Origin of the sequence: Enterococcus sp. AZ179, from assembly GCF_050498885.1 — a bacterium.
In the GTDB taxonomy this organism is placed as follows: Bacteria; Bacillota; Bacilli; order Lactobacillales; family Enterococcaceae; genus Enterococcus_D; species Enterococcus_D entomosocium.
Genome location: NZ_JBMHEO010000001.1, coordinates 3,299,722 through 3,317,420, shown reverse-complemented (window position 1 = coordinate 3,317,420; position 17,699 = coordinate 3,299,722). Strand labels below are relative to the sequence as shown.

General features: G+C 42.4%; 17 protein-coding genes. All 17 read right to left on the bottom strand.

The window, feature by feature from the left end:
* Positions 1-25: 25 nt before the first annotated feature.
* Entirely contained in the window at positions 26-760 is a 735-nt protein-coding gene (locus IGI88_RS15555) for a metallophosphoesterase family protein (protein WP_034878541.1), read from the bottom strand.
* A gap of 164 nt (positions 761-924) precedes the next feature.
* Positions 925-1,296 carry a VOC family protein gene (locus IGI88_RS15550; RefSeq protein WP_005235761.1) on the bottom strand — a complete coding sequence of 124 codons (372 nt, stop codon included), beginning with the start codon at positions 1,294-1,296 and terminating at the stop codon, positions 925-927.
* A gap of 22 nt (positions 1,297-1,318) precedes the next feature.
* Positions 1,319-1,732 (bottom strand): DUF1149 family protein, encoded by a 414-nt coding sequence (locus IGI88_RS15545; RefSeq protein WP_008380094.1) that lies wholly within the window; start codon positions 1,730-1,732, stop codon positions 1,319-1,321.
* Positions 1,733-1,824: 92 nt separating this feature from the next.
* Positions 1,825-2,877: a SepM family pheromone-processing serine protease gene (locus IGI88_RS15540; RefSeq protein WP_429960759.1), complete on the bottom strand. Its 1,053-nt coding sequence runs from the start codon at positions 2,875-2,877 to the stop codon at positions 1,825-1,827.
* A complete protein-coding gene (gene coaD / locus IGI88_RS15535) occupies positions 2,867-3,361 on the bottom strand; it encodes a pantetheine-phosphate adenylyltransferase (protein ID WP_005231326.1) in 495 nt (164 codons plus the stop codon). Before coaD ends, IGI88_RS15540 begins: the two co-directional genes overlap by 11 nt.
* A 1-nt stretch (position 3,362) precedes the next feature.
* Complete coding sequence (gene rsmD / locus IGI88_RS15530; RefSeq protein ID WP_005235756.1) at positions 3,363-3,917, bottom strand: 16S rRNA (guanine(966)-N(2))-methyltransferase RsmD; 555 nt, start codon at positions 3,915-3,917, stop codon at positions 3,363-3,365.
* A gap of 100 nt (positions 3,918-4,017) precedes the next feature.
* A complete protein-coding gene (locus tag IGI88_RS15525; protein WP_005235753.1) occupies positions 4,018-4,362 on the bottom strand; it encodes a YlbG family protein in 345 nt (114 codons plus the stop codon).
* Positions 4,349-4,777, bottom strand: coding sequence for a YlbF family regulator (locus tag IGI88_RS15520; protein ID WP_005235752.1), 429 nt, complete (start codon positions 4,775-4,777; stop codon positions 4,349-4,351). Before IGI88_RS15520 ends, IGI88_RS15525 begins: the two co-directional genes overlap by 14 nt.
* Positions 4,764-5,894 carry a CAP-associated domain-containing protein gene (locus tag IGI88_RS15515; protein WP_005235750.1) on the bottom strand — a complete coding sequence of 377 codons (1,131 nt, stop codon included), beginning with the start codon at positions 5,892-5,894 and terminating at the stop codon, positions 4,764-4,766. The genes IGI88_RS15520 and IGI88_RS15515 overlap by 14 nt, the downstream gene beginning before the upstream one ends.
* A 15-nt stretch (positions 5,895-5,909) precedes the next feature.
* Positions 5,910-9,338, bottom strand: a complete 3,429-nt coding sequence (locus IGI88_RS15510; RefSeq protein WP_429960758.1) for a pyruvate carboxylase — start codon at positions 9,336-9,338, stop codon at positions 5,910-5,912.
* Between the two features lie 22 nt (positions 9,339-9,360).
* Entirely contained in the window at positions 9,361-10,524 is a 1,164-nt protein-coding gene (locus IGI88_RS15505) for an FtsW/RodA/SpoVE family cell cycle protein (protein ID WP_005235746.1), read from the bottom strand.
* A 2-nt stretch (positions 10,525-10,526) separates the two neighbouring features.
* Positions 10,527-10,826, bottom strand: a complete 300-nt coding sequence (locus IGI88_RS15500; RefSeq protein WP_008380108.1) for a YlaN family protein — start codon at positions 10,824-10,826, stop codon at positions 10,527-10,529.
* A gap of 371 nt (positions 10,827-11,197) precedes the next feature.
* Positions 11,198-12,232 (bottom strand): diacylglycerol kinase, encoded by a 1,035-nt coding sequence (locus IGI88_RS15495; protein ID WP_005235735.1) that lies wholly within the window; start codon positions 12,230-12,232, stop codon positions 11,198-11,200.
* A gap of 10 nt (positions 12,233-12,242) precedes the next feature.
* Entirely contained in the window at positions 12,243-13,673 is a 1,431-nt protein-coding gene (gene gatB, locus IGI88_RS15490; RefSeq protein ID WP_005225979.1) for an Asp-tRNA(Asn)/Glu-tRNA(Gln) amidotransferase subunit GatB, read from the bottom strand.
* Positions 13,670-15,142: an Asp-tRNA(Asn)/Glu-tRNA(Gln) amidotransferase subunit GatA gene (gatA, locus tag IGI88_RS15485; protein WP_144330628.1), complete on the bottom strand. Its 1,473-nt coding sequence runs from the start codon at positions 15,140-15,142 to the stop codon at positions 13,670-13,672. Before gatA ends, gatB begins: the two co-directional genes overlap by 4 nt.
* Positions 15,142-15,447 carry an Asp-tRNA(Asn)/Glu-tRNA(Gln) amidotransferase subunit GatC gene (gene gatC / locus IGI88_RS15480; RefSeq protein WP_005225977.1) on the bottom strand — a complete coding sequence of 102 codons (306 nt, stop codon included), beginning with the start codon at positions 15,445-15,447 and terminating at the stop codon, positions 15,142-15,144. Before gatC ends, gatA begins: the two co-directional genes overlap by 1 nt.
* Positions 15,448-15,662: 215 nt before the next feature.
* On the bottom strand, positions 15,663-17,693 hold the full coding sequence (gene ligA / locus IGI88_RS15475; RefSeq protein WP_086299399.1) for an NAD-dependent DNA ligase LigA: 2,031 nt from the start codon (positions 17,691-17,693) through the stop codon (positions 15,663-15,665).
* Positions 17,694-17,699: the final 6 nt, after the last annotated feature.

Sequence of the window (17,699 nt, the reverse complement as noted above, 5' to 3'; positions counted from 1 at the left end):
GCTTTTCTCTTTTTAGAAAAGACTTTTAAAAGTCTGGTTGCCAAGGTCCTGCTAAATTTTGATATTCGATATCCTGAAGGACCCCTTTGTCATCAAAAATCACGCCATGCACCGATCCACCAAATACTGCCCCGCCATCGATGCCGATTTTGTCGTCTTGTTGCCAAAGATCCGTCGTCTGCATATCTCCATGCAGCATTGGCGTGATGGTATGACCAAAAACGATCGTTTTTCCTGTACGGTTTTTTCCTTTATGAAATGGCTCGCGAATCCAGATAAAATCGTGGTCGGCGGTCTTCCGCCAATCTTTTTTACTTAAATCCACGCCCGCATGGACAAAAAGATACTTCCCCCATTCGTAATAAAGCGGCCGCTCCATCAAAAACTCTATTAAGTCTCCATATCTACTTCGGATCATCAAGGCAATTTCCGTTGGCGAATACTCTTCAGTAGCTCCTGAATGTAAAAGACTTTCAATCGTTTCTTTGCCGCCATTGCGTACGTAGGCGGCGAACCAATCCTCTGGGGCATTTAGAAATTGCAGAAAATACTCTTCGTGATTGCCACGTAAATAAATCGCTTGATGTTCTTCAACTAATTTCTTTCCGAGCATTAAACACTCTTTGGACTTTGGTCCTCGGTCATTTAGATCACCAATCAAAAGCAACTGATGGATTTTCGGATCATATTCCGCAAGAAGACTTTTAAAAAGATCGGCCATTCCATGAATATCACTGATTGCATAAAGATAGTTTTGCATAGTCATTCCCTCCTTAAAGGCAATTGAGTCTCTTATTATCAATTTTAGCCCTTTGGCTGCAAAATGTCTTGCATTAAAATCAAAAAACAATCATTCGTCTTGAACGGTTCGACAGCATAGAGTCGGGTTCATAAAGACGAATGATTGATTACGATCGGTAAAACCTATTTTCCTGAAACAGCAAAATAATTGCCATCCGGATCGGCAAAATTGAAAACCAGCTGTTCTTCCATCTGAATCAATTCGCCGACTTCTGCTTCCATCTCTAAAAGTTTTTTATAGAGAGCTGTAATATCCTCAGCAAAAAACATGATCGATGGGGAATTTAATGCGACTTCAGGTGAGTGCGTTTCGATGAACTCACGGTCATATAAGACAAAATGAACCTCTGCCTCTTTTGAAGGAGCGATTTCGACAACGGATGTTCCATCGATCGTTTGCTGTTCAATGATCACAAAGCCTAATTCTTGCCAAAATTCGACAGCTTTCGTCACATCATCAACGTAGAGCATCACTTGCATTTGGTTGGAAAACAATGGAAATCCCTCCTATTTCAACTTATTTTTCTTCTTCGGTCGATTCTTGTGTGGGGTTCGAGTTGGTATTGAAGTTCAGTTGGAGTCCTGGTTTGTCGGTCACGATTTCTGTCACCTCATACGTCAGGCGTTTGACGATATCAAACAATGGCTCAACCAAACGATCAGTTTCAGCTTTTGTTAGATCTTCTCCAGAATTGACTTTACGATTCAAAATATGATTGACCTGTCCGACACGTCCTGACAAAACATAATCAGGGAACACTAATTGAAATTCTAGCCGGGCGCCAATAATACTGTTTTTTTCCATATATTCTTCATCTTTGACTTTTAACGGCGCAAAGCCGACATTCAATTTGGTTTCCATTTCTTTGTCTTTCGGTTTCATATCGAAATGATATGCTTCAACGATCGGTTGTTGTCTTTTTAATTCCACTAGATTCACACTCCTTATCTAAAAGTATAGCATAACCTTTTCTTTGAGCCTACTGTATTCTTTAGACAATAAAAAAAACGGCGAGCGCCGTTTTAATTTGCTTCTTTTAGTGTTGCTAGATAATCCAAGGCATCTTGGACATTGGCGATCGGAACGATTTTCATATCCGTGTCTAACTTCTTCGCTGCTGCCACTGCCTCTTCATAATTTGTTTTGATGGAAGGATCTATTTCACGCTCTTCGTCAGTGATTTCATCATCTGGGGCAAAGAAGATTTCTGCACCACTTTCACTGGCACTCGCTACTTTTTTATCGATCCCACCGATTCGACCAACGGTTCCGTCAGCTGAGATCGTTCCTGTCCCAGCTATGTTGTGGCCTTTACGTAGGTTATCTCCGGTCAACTGTTCATAGATTTCAAGGGTGAACATCAAACCAGCGGAAGGTCCTCCGATATTGCCAGAATCGATCACGATCTCTTCATCAGAAGTGATCTCTGTATGATCGACGAGGGAGATGCCGATACCGGCTTTTTGATTGCTCTCCAGTTCAATTAGTTTGCCCGTTGCTTCTTTTTCTTCGCCATCTTGCAAGTAAGTCACGGTGATTTCATCACCAATGGTTTGACTTTGGACGTAGTCGATAAAATCTTGACTGCTTTTAAATTCTTTACCATTGACTGCGGTGACGGTATCTCCAACGGATATTGTCCCAGCAAAGCTGGAATTTGGATCGATCCCCATGACATAGACCCCTTTATAGGTCATTTCATAAGGTAAGTCTGCTAGCTTTAATGCTTGCTCAATCGCACTATTTTGCGAGGATTCCATATAGTAGCGTTGAATGCGGTTGTACTCCTCATCTGTCGCACCGCCTAAAAGTTCTTCCTCACTGATCAAGTCTTGGAATTCATTGAATTTCGTTCCAATCGCTGTGAACACGGTAGCTTGTCGAATTCCAACACTGGTCAAAGAAAAGGAGCCGGCTGATGTGTCTTCTTTTTGATTGACGGTAATCAGCTCTTTTAAATCGATCGTTGCTCCTGGTTGCTCGATATAATAGGGAATCGGCAAAAAGGCACAAGCGGCGATGATCAGCGCTAAAACAAACAAGAGAACATATTTGATCGTTGATTTAAGATTCATTGGTATCACGCTTCTTTACTATAGCATCGTAGATATTTTGAGGTAAATATTCGGCAACATCGCCGTTAAAGGTTAAGATCTCTTTCAACAAACTGGAACTGATGAAACTATGTTTTGCGTCTGCTAAAAGAAAGACGGTCTCTAATGAGGGTTCTAGGTGATGGTTCATTTCCATAATGTCCCGCTCATATTCATAGTCTTTCACACTGCGAATGCCTCTAAGCAGAAACTGGGCACCTAATTTTTTCGCAATCGTGACTGTTAGCTCTGTTTCTTGTGCCAGAATTTTGACGTTAGGAATATGGGCGAGGGCTTCTTCGATCAAATGAACTTTTTCTTCACTCGTAAAAAAACTTTTTTTATTGGTGTTTGTAAAAACGCCGACGATCAATTCATCGAAAAGCGTGGCTCCTCGCTCGATCAGATCAACATGACCGGATGTCAATGGGTCAAAACTCCCTGGAAATAAAGCAATCTTTTTCACGTTATCCCTCATTTCTATAGATCGTCACTGCCGATATGCCATAGGTTTGGGCACGGACCAAATGCAACGAGCCGATTTGTTCTGGTAAGACGATGGACTTGTCTGTTTCGCAAACTACGTAAGCAAAGGGGCGGATCAATCCGTCTATCAACATTGATTCCACTTGTTGCACAATCTCTTGCTTTGCGTAAGGTGGATCTAAAAAGAGATAGTCAAAACTTTGTCCCTCAGCTGCAAACTGCCGTAAAGCTTGATTCGCATCCATTTTTAGCACCGTGAACTTTTCGGGTTCTTTGGTTATAGCAATATTTTCGCGGATCACTTTGGTTGCTGGAAAACTACGGTCGACACAAACCGCATGATCAGCTCCCCGAGAGACCGCTTCGATAGCTAAGCCCCCGCTTCCGCTGAATAAATCCAGTACAACACCTCCATCTAAATATTGCCCTAACATGTTAAAAATCGCCCCTTTTACTTTGTCTGTCGTGGGGCGAGTGTTGTCTCCAGCGAGACTTTTTAATCTGCGGCCACCATATTCTCCGGCTACTACACGCATGCTTTTTTCCCTCCAAGATCTTCGTAAATACAAATATAGCACTGTTTCTATAAATAGCAATAAAAAAATGGCGGTGACTCAAGGCACCCCCACTTTTTTATTACACGTTTTCTGCCAATCGAATCATCGTATTTTTTTCTTCGATATCAAACCCTTCATCTTTCACTGGATAGGCTGCTGACGTACCAATTTTTTCAGCAAAATCCATTTCGACATCTGGTCGATAGGAAGCTTCAACTTGTCGAACAAAGTGAAACTGCTCGATTTTTGTTTTTTTGCTTTCGTATTCTTCTTCGTTCAAATACATGACCACGTATTTCATCTTGCGTGACACATAATGAACAAAACCAAAACGGCGCAAATTCTTTAGTTGACGTAGGCTGTAAACCCATACGATCAATCCTCGACGCTTTTGCATCGTAAAAGGCTCTTTATCCTCGTGCATGACAATTTCCTCCACAACTTGATTTTGATTGAAAAAAGGGACTCCCAGCGTCCACTTTGACAGAGGGAGAAAAACAAGTAGAGATCGCCACAGTCAGTTCATCCAGCAAACGCTGCAGTTGTGTTTCACTCCAGCGATACTCACTTACTTGTTCATTAAGATCCAACTGCCGCTTGGCTGTGCGCAACGCCCGTTTTTTTTCTTTGAAATCAGGCGCATACTCACCGTAAGCTTCAATTCTTTCAAAATCTAGTTTTTTTTCTAAAAACGATCGCATCAATGTCTGAACATCAGGGTCTTGATGCATGACCTGTTTCGCTTTTTGATAGGTTTTACACGTTTCACTTGCTTTGATTGCCTTCACAAGTGCTTCAATTTGATCTTCAATCTCAAAAAAGGCTTCATCGTAAATCATCTGACGTACTATCCTCGGTCCCTTCCACATCTTCTTGCACTAAGACTACCATATTTGCTTCAGAAAAAGCAATTCCTATCTTTTCTGATTGTTCATGGGTCAGGCGCTCAGTAAATCTTGGGTTGCTGAACCATGACAAAATCGTAAAAGTTGGATCATAAACAGGCGCTTCGAAGATTGAAGCAGATGCTTCCAATTCCTTTTCCGCTAACAACTCTCGCCATTCGTCATTCGATAAGACAAAATTACTTGTCTTTTCCGAAGAAAGTGCTCGTTGATAAGAATGGATTCGTTGAGAAGTCAAATAGTCTGATAGGTTATTCGTCAAATTAAATAAAAGTCCAGCTGCTTCTTGATGTGTTTGGGTATCTTGTGAGAAGCTGTCTAAGCCGATTTGCTGGCGAATTTTATCGATGATAACAAACGCCAGGGTCTCTTTTTCAAGGTTGGCTTGGGCTTGGTCAATTGTTTGCGAAACTTGAAATAGCGGTCGCTGCCCTTCCGTCAAGGGATAAGGTGCCAGTTTAAGCAATGTGGTCTGATCCAAGTAAGTGACGGCTTGCAGTTGGGCAGTCTCCTGATCAAAGAACAAAACAGCAAATGTCCCGTTGTCAAAAGCCACTAATGGACGGTAGTTCATATCTTCTTCCATCAATTCGAAACTGATCGCACGATCATTTTGTGTCAAGGTAAAGTTAGGATAGATCATGGTCAACTCCGTCAAGTCAGTCAAGGTCATGCCCATCGTAAAAGGTGCCAGGGAAGAGCCCCCGGCGCCGATTACTTTGATTGCTTGCACACTTTCACCATCGGTATTGATCTCAACATACTGTTGATCGTCTAATTGATTGTAGACCCGAATTTCAAACTCGTAACCTGATCGATATGTTTGAACTGGAAGACCATAGACTTCTTCGAAATCCGAAACAGGTTCCCCGATCAATTCAGCTAATCCTTGAGCTGCGATTGGTTCGTAATTCATGTTTGTTGGTGCTTTGATTGGGTTTTCGATCGTCACTCTTGAATCTGAAGCGTTTTGCATGAAAACTGGCTGCAAATACACGATTATTAGGGCTAGGACAAATAAGCCGCAAAACAATAATCCTCTTCGCTTCATCTGTGGATCGACTCCTTACTTCTCTTTGACTTCAATCAAAAGATCTCCTGACTGAATTGGTTCCCCATCGGTTACATACACATGTTCAACTACGCCTGAGAAGCGGGCTTCAACCGAAGTTTCCATTTTCATCGCTTCCGTGACCATCAAGGTTTGTCCACGTGCCACCCGGTCGCCTTTTTTGACTAATACTTCTAAAACTGAGCCACTCATCGAAGCACCGATCTGTTCTTTGTTCGTTGGCTCTGCTTTACGTTTCGTTTGAACAGAGCTGATGATTGAGTTGTCCTTAACGACGATTTCTCGGCGTTGTCCGTTCAAGTTAAAGAAGAGGGTTCGGTTGCCTTCAATATCTGGCTCACCGATCTCATCTAGACGAATGATCAAGATTTTGCCTTTTTCTAATTCAACATTGATCGTTTCACCTAAGCGCATGCCGTTAAAGAAAGTTGGAGTATCAAGAACTTTCACATCTGCAAACTGTTCATAAGCTTTTCGATAATCAAGGAAGACTTGCGGATACATCAAGTAGCTCAAGACTTCTTCATGTTTTGGTTCATAGCCGATTTTCTCCGCTAGTTCTTGCTTCACATCAGCAAAATCAACTGGCTTCGCGAATGTTCCAGGACGTTCGGTAAAGGCTGGGCGTCCTTTCAAGATAATGCGCTGTAATTCTTTCGGGAAGCCACCAACTGGCTGACCTAACTCACCTTGGAAGAATGTGATTACTGACTCAGGGAAGCTTAATGTATCGCCTTTTTCAAAAACATCTTTCTCAGACAAGCCATTTTGAACCATAAAGAGTGCCATGTCCCCAACGACTTTCGAAGAAGGCGTCACTTTCACGATGTCTCCAAACATCATATTGACTTCATGATACATTTCTTTGATTTCATCCCATTTTTCGCCTAAACCAACGGCTTTGGCTTGCTGCTGGAGATTGGTATATTGTCCCCCCGGCATTTCATGCTTGTACACTTCCGTTTGAGGTGCGTTCAAGCCATTTTCAAAGGAATGGTAGTACATGCGGACATCTTCCCAGTAGTGGTTCAACTGTTGGATATTGTCTACATTGATTTCTGGGCAGCGTTCGCCGTTCAATAGTGCATAATACAAACTACTCATACTTGGTTGACTCGTTGCGCCACTGACCGCTGACATAGCGACATCCACGATGTCAACACCGGCTTTAGTAGCTGCTGAGTAAGTAATGATCCCATTTCCACTCGTATCATGGGTATGCAGATGAATCGGCACATCGATCGTATCCTTTAGCTCACTGATCAAACGATAAGCCGCTTGCGGTTTTAATAATCCAGCCATATCCTTGATAGCAATGATATGGGCACCAAGGTTTTGCAATTCTTTCGCCATATCTTTGTAGTATTGTACTGAATATTTTTGACGGGTCGGATCATTGATATCCCCGGTATAGCAAATCGTTGCTTCTGCAATTTTTCCTGTATCGCGAACGGCTTGAATACTTTTCTCCATTTGTGGAACCCAGTTTAAACTATCAAAGATTCGGAACACATCAATTCCTTGCGCTGCAGATTCTTTGATGAATTCTTCCAATACATTGTCTGGATAATTGGAATATCCCACAGCATTGGAGCCTCTAAACAACATTTGCAACAAGGTATTCGGCATTTTTTTCCGGAACATCCGCAATCTTTCCCATGGATCTTCTGTTAAGAAACGGTAGGCAACGTCGAACGTTGCTCCACCCCACATTTCACTTGAGAACAATTGTGGCAGGCCAGCTTCCGTCATCGCGGCAATTTTCTTAAAGTCATGGGTTCTTACACGAGTTGCCAACAAACTTTGATGGGCATCTCGGAAGGTTGTATCCGTCAGTAAGACATTGTTTTGTTGACCGATCCATTCAACGACACCCTCGGCACCTTTCGTATCTAAAATATTTTTGGCGCTGACAAAATCAGGCGTTGCTTGGATGTGTTGTGGCATCCGTGGCTCATTATAAAATGGTTTCTTTTGTTTTTCGATCCCCGGAAATCCATTGATGGTAATTTCCCCGATATATTTCATGGTTTTGTTCCCACGGTCACGGATCCTAGGGAAGTTGAATAGTTCTGGTGTATTGTCTATAAAAGTCGTTTTGGCTTGACCAGAACGAAACGCTGGATGAGAAACGACATTTCGCATGAAGAGAATGTTTGTTTTTACCCCACGTACACGGAATTCTTTCAGGCAGCGCATCATTTTTTGAATTGCTTGGTCGAACGAAGCAGCATGCGTACAGACTTTTACAAGTAGCGAGTCGAAATAAGGGGTTACCACCGCACCGGCGTAAGCATTTCCGACATCTAAACGAACCCCAAACCCACCCGGAGAGCGGTAGGTATCGATCTTACCAGTATCTGGCATAAAATTATTCGCTGGATCTTCCGTTGTCACGCGACATTGAATCGCAACCCCTTCGAAGCGAATATCTTTTTGTTCAGGAATCCCAATTTCTTTATGCAGATTCTTGCCTTGTGCAATTAGTATTTGTGTCGTCACGATATCTAAATTGGTGATCATTTCAGTGATTGTATGTTCCACTTGGACCCGAGGGTTTACTTCGATAAAGTAAAATTTATCGCCTTCAACTAAAAATTCCACTGTTCCGGCATTGATATAGCCAACATGCTTCATCAATTGAACGGCAGCTTGACAAATTTTTTCCCGTTGTTCAGTCGTCATTGACACACAAGGTGCCACTTCGACTACTTTTTGGTGACGGCGCTGAACAGAGCAGTCACGTTCAAATAGATGGACGACATTTCCGTGCGTATCCCCTAGAATTTGGACTTCAATATGTTTTGGATTACTAATATATTTTTCAACGTAAACTTCGTCACTACCAAATGCCGCTTTCGCTTCACTTTTGGCACGTTCGTAGCCATCACGTGCTTCTTTTTCATCATGAGCGACACGCATGCCTCGACCACCGCCGCCAAGAGCTGCTTTGATCATGATTGGATAGTCATGTTCGTCAGCGAATGCTAAAACGTCGTCAATCGATGCCACTGGACCGTCAGATCCGGGAATGGATTGAATCCCCGCCTCGATCGCTGCTGCTTTTGCTTTGATCTTGTCGCCAAAAATATCTAAGTGGTGAGTGGATGGTCCGATGAAAATCAAACCTTCTTCTTCACAGCGCTGAGCAAAGCCCAGGTTTTCTGATAAAAAACCATACCCTGGATGAATCCCTTCAGCCCCGGCTTTTTTCGCTGTGCGAATAATATCTTCAATGTCTAAATACGCATCAATCGGCCGTTTGCCTTTCCCCACTAAATACGCTTCGTCTGCTTTAAAGCGATGGACGGAGTATTCATCCTCCGCAGCATAAATACCGACTGTTTTGATTCCTAACTCCGCACATGCGCGGAAGACACGAATCGCGATTTCTCCACGATTGGCAACAAGAATTTTCTTCATCTAATCCACTCCATTCAATTGATCAATAATTCAAATAATATTGTTTCCTCTTTTCTTCGGCACTGATATTTAATACAAAACCAATACAAATCGACAGCATCAGCAAACTTGACCCACCCTGACTTAAAAACGGAAAAGTGATTCCCGTCAATGGGATCAAACCAGTGATCCCCCCTAAGTTGATGAAAATCTGAGACATAAATAATGTCCCTATGCCGATACACATCATGGAATTAAAGGGATCTCTTGAACGGATACCGACAAGAAAGATCCGTCCCACCATATAGAACAAAACACCTAAGATAATGATCGATGGGATCAAGCCTAATTCTTCCATAACGATCGAAAATATATAATCGGTGTGCGCTTCGTTTAAGAAGCCACGTTTTTGGATACTATTTCCAAGTCCGCGTCCGAAAAGCCCACCGTTGAACATTGCGTAATACCCATTAACCATTTGATGACCTGTATTGTATTCATCCGCAAATGGGTTTAAAAATGATGAGAAGCGACTATAGACATAATCAGGTAAAAGCTTTCCACCAGTTAAATTTACCAAGAAGACGATCAATGTACTGCCTACGATTCCTGCCACACCTAATATCAGGGTATACAGGTAATTCAGACCACTAGATAATAAAACGACAAAAGCCAGTAGCATGACGATCACAGCATTCCCGAAGTCGGGATAAAATGCCATGATCCCGGTGTAGACGAAGACGATTCCGATTGGACGCCAAACCGTTTTCCAAAACTCTTGTTGGATACCTTTTTGTCGATAGGAAAGAGTCACAGATAAAAACCAGATGACAATAAATTTCAAGTACTCAGCTGGTTGAATGGAAAAGCCCGCAATCGTTAACCAACCATGGGCCCCGTTTCTTCTTGGGAAAAAGAAGGCAGCGATCAATAAAAACAAAATGACGATCATGGCGATCTGGACAAATTTTTTGTTCCGAAAAACATCCGTTTTCATTTTATACATGACAGTGATCGCTACTAGACTCAACAACCAGAATATTGCTTGATTGATGACGTAAGAAGCAGCTGTGGTCGGTTGTGTGGCGGTCATCGCAACATAGGATGTGGAGCTGTAGACCATCATCAAACCCGTAACACACATCACTATATAAGGCAGTAAAATACTATAATCTAATAAATGTCTTTTCTTTACTTTTTCTGGCAAGTTTATGCCTCCTTGCCGATTTCAGGTGTCCGCTGGTCTTCATAGACCTCGCTGTACAATTGGTTCAGATCTTTTTCGAGATCCGCCATCAATTGTTGTCCTGTTTGATTATCGACGATCCCCAAGCGGATCGCAAATGCCACTTGCCGTGATAGACCATACATTTGGGTATCAACCACTTCTTCAAATGCTTTGCATTGTGCGATACATAAACTATTTTCTTGGTTTCGGATCAGCTTTTTGATTCGTTCTGCGTCATCTCTAAGCAGATCTAGCGCTTTTGTAGAATCGATGTGCTCCATTCCGGTCCCCCCATTTCTTCGTTTCACCATTATAGCATATTCTCTCTGGCTTTTGCATCATTAGATTGCATAGAAATACGTAAATGACGAACTTTAACGAGTATATTTTCAAAAAGTTCGTTTTTTAGCGAAGATCGTTCGTTTTTCCAATTTTTCATTCGTTTTATCTTCATGAATCACGCTAATATCCGTGAAACAAACGTCCGATGTGGAACATAACGCAAAAAACGTCCTTTACTAAAATTTAAGAAAAGCTGTTCTATCAACTTTTCTTAAAAATATTCCTGTTACTTTTTCCACAATTTATTTTTTAAAAAAAGAACAGGTCCAAAAGTCCCTGTTCTTTCACTTTGCATGAAAAGAAAAATCGTTTACCTTGTTTCGTCGCCGATCTTGCCATCTCCATTGATGTCCTCATCGGAAAGACGTTCGACTTCTTTAATAAAACCTTCGCTCATCTCTTGATAGTTCTGCTCACCAACGACCGCATCATCAGGAATTTGATCGACATTCGCAAAAAACTCAATATGATTGTGTAGATTTTCAAAGCGCATAGGAGCATCTCCGCCGTATTCACCATCAAGGTTGATCATTAATCGATTGACCTGCTCTGGCGCGTCTACTTCAAGAAAAGATGTTTTCGTATAAATCAGACGACGATCGTTGATGTGCTTGCCACCATTCATCATTAAAGCAACTAAGTGGACAATCTCAAAAATATTGGCCGTTTTGACAATGATCAACGAAAATTTCCCATCGTCAAGCTTTGCATCAGGCGCAATCTGTTCAAAGCCTCCCACTGAATTCGTCAGCCCTAAAAAGAACATCGACGCTCCGCCAATGTATTCTCCGTCTTCATACTTTAGATGCATTTTGATCGGTTTGACACGAGGGAGTAATTCCGCTCCTTTTGCTAGATAAGCTAAGTAGCCAAAAACACTTTTCAACTCAGAAGGAACATCATAGGTCAGTTCTGTTAAGTGTCCGCCAGCAGCGATGTTGATAAAATACGTGTTAGGTGTTTTTCCAACATCCATCTTCACCGTTTGCTGCTTCAAAATCACTTCCGCAGCTGCTTTGATATCGGTCCGAGGAATCTTTAGTGCACGTGCGTAGTCATTGGTGGTTCCTCCAGGAATGATCGCCATTTTTGGTCGCTTTTCTAAAGGAGCGATCCCATTGACGACTTCATTGATCGTGCCATCACCACCGGCAGCTACCACCAAATCAAAACCAGCTTCGCCAGCTCTTCTTGCTTCATCACGGGCGGAAAATGGTGCAGCGGTCGTGGCAAACGCACTCGCCTCATAACCGCCTCTTTCCAAAACATCTAAAATATCTGCTAAATTTTTTCGAATCAATTCTTTCCCAGATGTCGGGTTATAGATTACTCTTGCTCTTTTCATCGCTTGCCTCTTATCGCTTTGCTAGTTCTTCTTGCAACAGCTTGTTCACAACGCCTGGATTCGCTTGTCCTTTGGTTGCTTTCATGATTTGACCAACTAAGAAACCAACTGCGCGGTCTTTTCCGTTTTTGAAGTCATCGACGGATTGTTGGTTGTTATCTAATACTTCATTGATCATTGGTAGTAATTGCGCAGGATCTGATAATTGGATCAATCCTTTGGCTTTTACGACTTCTTCAGCGTCGCCGCCGTTTGTGATCAATTCTTTGAAGACTTTTTTCGCAATCTTCGAACTGATGGTGCCATCGGCGATCAAACGAATCATTCCCGCTAAATTGTCTGGGGTTAATTTTGTTTCTGGCAGTTCCAATTTTTCACTGTTCAGATACGCTGAAACTTCCCCCATCAACCAGTTAGAAGCTTGTTTGGGATCAGCACCGGCATCAATGGTTTTTTCAAAGAAATCGGACATTTCTTTTGATAAAGTCAAGACCATTGCATCGTATTCTGGTAAGCCCAATTCAGAGATGTAACGGGCACGACGTTTTTGCGGCATTTCTGGCAAGCTTTGACGTACCCGTTCGATCCATTCATCATCGATCACAAATCGTGGGATATCTGGTTCTGGGAAGTAACGATAATCAGAAGAACCTTCTTTGACACGCATCAATAAAGTTTTGCTGGTTGCTTCATCAAAACGACGAGTTTCTTGTTGGATCTCGCCTCCAGAAAGCAATACTTTGGCTTGGCGTTTTTCTTCAAATGCTAAACCTTTTTTCACGAAGGACATAGAGTTTAAGTTTTTCAATTCTGTTTTTGTTCCGAATTGTTCTTGGCCGTAAGGTCGCAACGAAATATTGGCGTCGCAACGCATGGAACCTTCTTCCATCTTCACATCAGATACTTCTGTAAACAAGATGATTGAGCGCAATGCTTCTAGATACGCATATGCTTCTTCTGGTGAACGCATATCTGCTTCGGAAACGATCTCGATCAAAGGGGTTCCTTGACGATTTAGATCAACATAAGAATAACCGCCTTTGCCGTGCATGTTTTTCCCGGCATCTTCTTCCAAATGAACTCGCTCAATGCGGATTTTTTTCTTTTTACCTTCCACTTCGATTTCAATCCACCCATCATGACCTATCGGTTGATCGAATTGTGAAATTTGATAGGCTTTTGGATTATCAGGATAGAAATAGTTTTTGCGGTCGAAATGTGTTTCTTTTGAGATTTCACAATTCAACGCAAGCGCAGCTTTCATCCCAAATTCGATAGCCGCTTTGTTCATTACTGGTAAAACACCTGGATAGCCCCAGTCGATCACATTCGTGTTGCTATTTGGTTCAGCGCCAAAGTGAGCAGGTGCTGGAGAAAAAATCTTTGATTCTGTTTTTAATTCTACGTGGACTTCAAGCCCAATGACTGTTTCGAAGTTCATGCCTTATCCCCTCCTAAAATCACTGGTTTTTTCGTGTGGAAATCAGTTGCTTGTTCAAAGGCATAAGCCGCTTTATACATGGTTGCTTCATCAAAATGTTTCCCAATGATTTGCAAGCCGACAGGCAGTCCTTCAGAAAAACCTGCTGGAATCGACATCCCTGGCAGTCCTGCTAAGTTCACAGGAATGGTTAAAATATCATTCAAGTACATAGTGATCGGATCATTGATATTTTCTCCAATACCAAATGCTACCGTTGGGGAAGCTGGGCCAATGATCAAGTCGTATTGGCTGAAGACCTTATCGAAATCTTGTTTGATCAACGTTCGTACTTGACCGGCTTTTTTGAAGTAGGCATCGTAGTAGCCAGCACTTAGTGAAAACGTACCTAACATGATCCGACGTTTTACTTCTTCCCCGAATCCTTCACTGCGCGAATTAACATAGACATCTTCTAAATTGCTGACATTTTCTGAACGGAAACCGTAACGGATGCCGTCAAAACGTTGCAAATTAGAACTTGCTTCTGAAGAAGCGATGATATAGTAAACAGCTACCCCATACTTTGAATGTGGCAAGCTGACTTCTTCCACGGTCGCTCCTAACGCACGGAAAGTGTCTGCAGCTTTTAAGATCGCTTCTCGGACGCCCGCTTGAATTCCTTCGCCTAAGTATTCTTTTGGCAAAGCAACTTTCATGCCTTTGATATCACCAGTCAGACCTGCTGTAAAATCAGGAACAGCTGCCCCGGCTGACGTACTATCTTTTGCATCAAACCCACTGATGGCATTTAATGCGATGGCATTGTCTTTCACACCACGGGTCATTGGACCAATTTGATCTAACGAAGATGCAAACGCGATCAAACCAAAACGAGAAACCCGTCCGTATGTTGGCTTCAACCCGACGATTCCATTGAAAGCTGCTGGTTGGCGAATCGAACCACCCGTATCGCTACCTAATGATAAGGGGATTTGTCCCGCTGCAACGGCAGCCGCCGAGCCACCTGATGAACCACCAGGTACTTTTGTCTCGTCCCAAGCGTTTTTTGTTTTCTTAAAGAACGACGTTTCCGTACTCGCCCCCATCGCAAATTCATCCATGTTTAACTTACCTACTGGAATCATGTCTGCTTGGTAAACTTTGTCCATGACGGTTGCATCGTAGATTGGGTCAAAGTTGCCTAAAATTTTTGAAGCCGCTGTTGTGCGTAGATCTTTGGTAACAATGTTATCTTTGATCCCAATGGGAATCCCTGCCAACACATTGCTTTCAGTGATACCTTTTTGATCGATAGCTTGCGCTAACGCATGGGCTTTTTCTTCGTTCAATGCAAGAAACGCATCGACTTTTGGCTCTGTTTCTTTAATGCGAGCAAAGGTTTCCCTCGTTAGATCTGTCGCAGTAATTTCCTTTGACACTAATAAGCTATGCAATTCTTCTAAGCTTTTATTATATAGTTCAGTCATTAGGCACCCGCCTCCCCATTGTCAATGATTGCAGGCACTTTAATAAAGCCTTCTTCGGATTCTGGAACATTTTTCATTAATTCATCACGGTCCCAGCCACCTGTCGTTACATCTTCACGCATCACATTGATCGTTTCTGCGACATTCGATGTAAAGGGTACTCCTGTAGTATCCACTTCTTCAAGTGTTTCTACCATATCAATAATTTTTCCTAGCTGAGAGGTAAACTCATGTAATTCATCGTCTGAGAATGAAAGTTTTGCTAGTTTGGCAACGTGTTTGACTTGTTCTTCGCTGATCGCCATAAAATCCTCCTCTTTCTCGTATCCGTAATCTACGTTTACGTTTTTCCAATGTATTGTATCATTTTTTTAACAAATCATGAAATAGAATTTGAAAATTATCAAATATAATTGCAAATAAAAGCAGAAATCATTTCTTTCCTCGTATTGCAGGGAAGAAATGATTTCAATTAGACAAGAAGAAACAACTGCTTCTCGTCTGTGACAATACTTAACAGTTATTGTTCTGCCGAATGACTGCCTTCGATCGCAGCCACCATTTGAGCTTCATCCCAAACGGTAACGCCTAGGGACTGGGCTTTGGTCAGTTTACTGCCAGCCTCTTCCCCGGCAACAACGATATCAGTCTTTTTCGACACACTTCCGGTGACTTTTCCACCAAGGTTTTCGATTCTTTCTTTGGCTTCTTCGCGGGTGAAATGACTCAATTTCCCTGTCAAAACGACTGTTTTCTCTTTAAATGGCGACTCCACTTCTTCCAATTGATCCGTTCTCAGCCCTAGATAAGCAAAGTTAACACCCGCTTTTTCAAGTTCATCTAAAAGGTCGTGAACTTCTTGATTGTCAAAATACGTAACGACACTTTCTGCAATTGTAGCACCAATGGTTTCCAACGAAATGATCTCTTCTTCTTTGGCTTTGCTAAGGGTCCGAAGGTCACCAAAATGTTCCGCTAAAATCCGAGCCGCTTTGGCACCAACATGACGGATGCCTAGCCCGAAAATCAAGCGCTCAACTGAATTTTCTTTGCTTTGATGGATGGCACGCAAAAGGTTATTAGCTGATTTCTCTTTGATTTTATCGAGGGTCAGCAATTGTTCTTCTGTTAAAAAGTACAAGTCGGCCACATCTTTGACTAAGGATTTATCGAACATTTGCTCTAAAACACGTGGCCCTAAACCATCAATATTCATAGCATTTCGGGAAACAAAGTGGCTTAAGCCCTCTTTAATCTGCGCTGGACACTTCGGATTGATACAACGCAAGGCAACTTCTTCATCTAAATGGATCAGCTCACTCCCACATTCGGGACAATGTGTAGGCGCTTCAAAGGGTTCACTTGTTTCCGTGCGTTTTTCTTCCAAGACTTTCGCAACCTCTGGAATAATGTCCCCCGCCTTATAGATGATGACCGAATCGCCAATGCGAATGTCCTTCATTTTAATGAAATCTACATTATGCAAACTGGCGCGGCTGACCGTCGTTCCGGCAACCCGGACAGGGGTCATAACAGCGGTCGGTGTCACAACACCCGTTCGTCCCACGGTCCATTCGATCGTTTCGATCACTGTTTCCGCTTCTTCCGGTGGAAATTTATATGCCGCCGCCCATCGGGGTGCTTTTACGGTAAAGCCTAGCGCATCTTGATCTTTAAAATTATTGACTTTGATGACAACACCATCAATCTCGTAAGGAAGCTCACTGCGCTTGTCATGAAACTCTTCGATATATGCCCACACCTCATCGATGGTGTGGCACACTCTGCGTTCGTGATTTGTACGAAAGCCTAATTGATCTAATTCATTCAATGCCGAAAATTGATCATTGGCTTCAATCGGACCAAAATCAGCCAGTGTGTACAAGAAGGTGCTTAAGTTTCTTTGGGCTGCGATCCGTGTGTCTAATTGTCGCAAGCTTCCAGCAGCTGCGTTTCTCGGATTGGCGAAAACTTCCACCCCTTCTTCTTCTCGCTGTTGATTCAACTTCAAAAACGAAGCCTTTGGCATATAGCATTCGCCACGAACTTCCAACGAGATTGGTTCTTTTAATTTTAGTGGGATCGATTTGACGGTCTTTAGGTTTTCTGTAATGTTTTCACCTACCGTACCATCCCCTCGAGTTGCTCCCCGAACAAAGCGCCCTTCTTCATATTTTAATGAGATAGACAATCCATCGATTTTTAACTCGCAGACATAATCTACCGCTTTCCCCAATGCTTTTTGAACACGGGCATCAAAAGCCACGATTCCTTCTTTATCAAACACATCGTTCAAACTATAAAGTGGGATATCATGGGTGACTTTTTCAAAGCCAGGTAAAATGATGCCACCTACTCGTTGGGTGGGCGAGTCTTCGGTTACTAGCTGCGGGTAGTTGGTTTCAATTTCAACCAGTTCTGCATACAGCTGATCATAGAGATAATCTTCAACAGAAGGTTGATCTTTTACATAGTATTCGTACGCGTACTGATTTAATTGCGTACGCAGCTCTTCTGCTCGTGATTGGATTTCTTTTGAAGGGACATCCATCCTAAT

Coding starts and splice junctions, on each gene's coding strand:
- IGI88_RS15555 (WP_034878541.1), bottom strand. CDS start 760: ATGCAAAACTATCTTTATGCAATCAGTGATATTCATGGAATGGCCGAT.
- IGI88_RS15495 (WP_005235735.1), bottom strand. CDS start 12,232: ATGAAAAGAGCAAGAGTAATCTATAACCCGACATCTGGGAAAGAATTG.
- IGI88_RS15520 (WP_005235752.1), bottom strand. CDS start 4,777: ATGATTTACGATGAAGCCTTTTTTGAGATTGAAGATCAAATTGAAGCA.
- IGI88_RS15525 (WP_005235753.1), bottom strand. CDS start 4,362: ATGCACGAGGATAAAGAGCCTTTTACGATGCAAAAGCGTCGAGGATTG.
- IGI88_RS15500 (WP_008380108.1), bottom strand. CDS start 10,826: ATGGAGCACATCGATTCTACAAAAGCGCTAGATCTGCTTAGAGATGAC.
- gatB (WP_005225979.1), bottom strand. CDS start 13,673: ATGAACTTCGAAACAGTCATTGGGCTTGAAGTCCACGTAGAATTAAAA.
- gatC (WP_005225977.1), bottom strand. CDS start 15,447: ATGGCGATCAGCGAAGAACAAGTCAAACACGTTGCCAAACTAGCAAAA.
- IGI88_RS15540 (WP_429960759.1), bottom strand. CDS start 2,877: ATGAATCTTAAATCAACGATCAAATATGTTCTCTTGTTTGTTTTAGCG.
- IGI88_RS15515 (WP_005235750.1), bottom strand. CDS start 5,894: ATGAAGCGAAGAGGATTATTGTTTTGCGGCTTATTTGTCCTAGCCCTA.
- IGI88_RS15510 (WP_429960758.1), bottom strand. CDS start 9,338: ATGAAGAAAATTCTTGTTGCCAATCGTGGAGAAATCGCGATTCGTGTC.
- gatA (WP_144330628.1), bottom strand. CDS start 15,142: ATGACTGAACTATATAATAAAAGCTTAGAAGAATTGCATAGCTTATTA.
- rsmD (WP_005235756.1), bottom strand. CDS start 3,917: ATGCGTGTAGTAGCCGGAGAATATGGTGGCCGCAGATTAAAAAGTCTC.
- ligA (WP_086299399.1), bottom strand. CDS start 17,693: ATGGATGTCCCTTCAAAAGAAATCCAATCACGAGCAGAAGAGCTGCGT.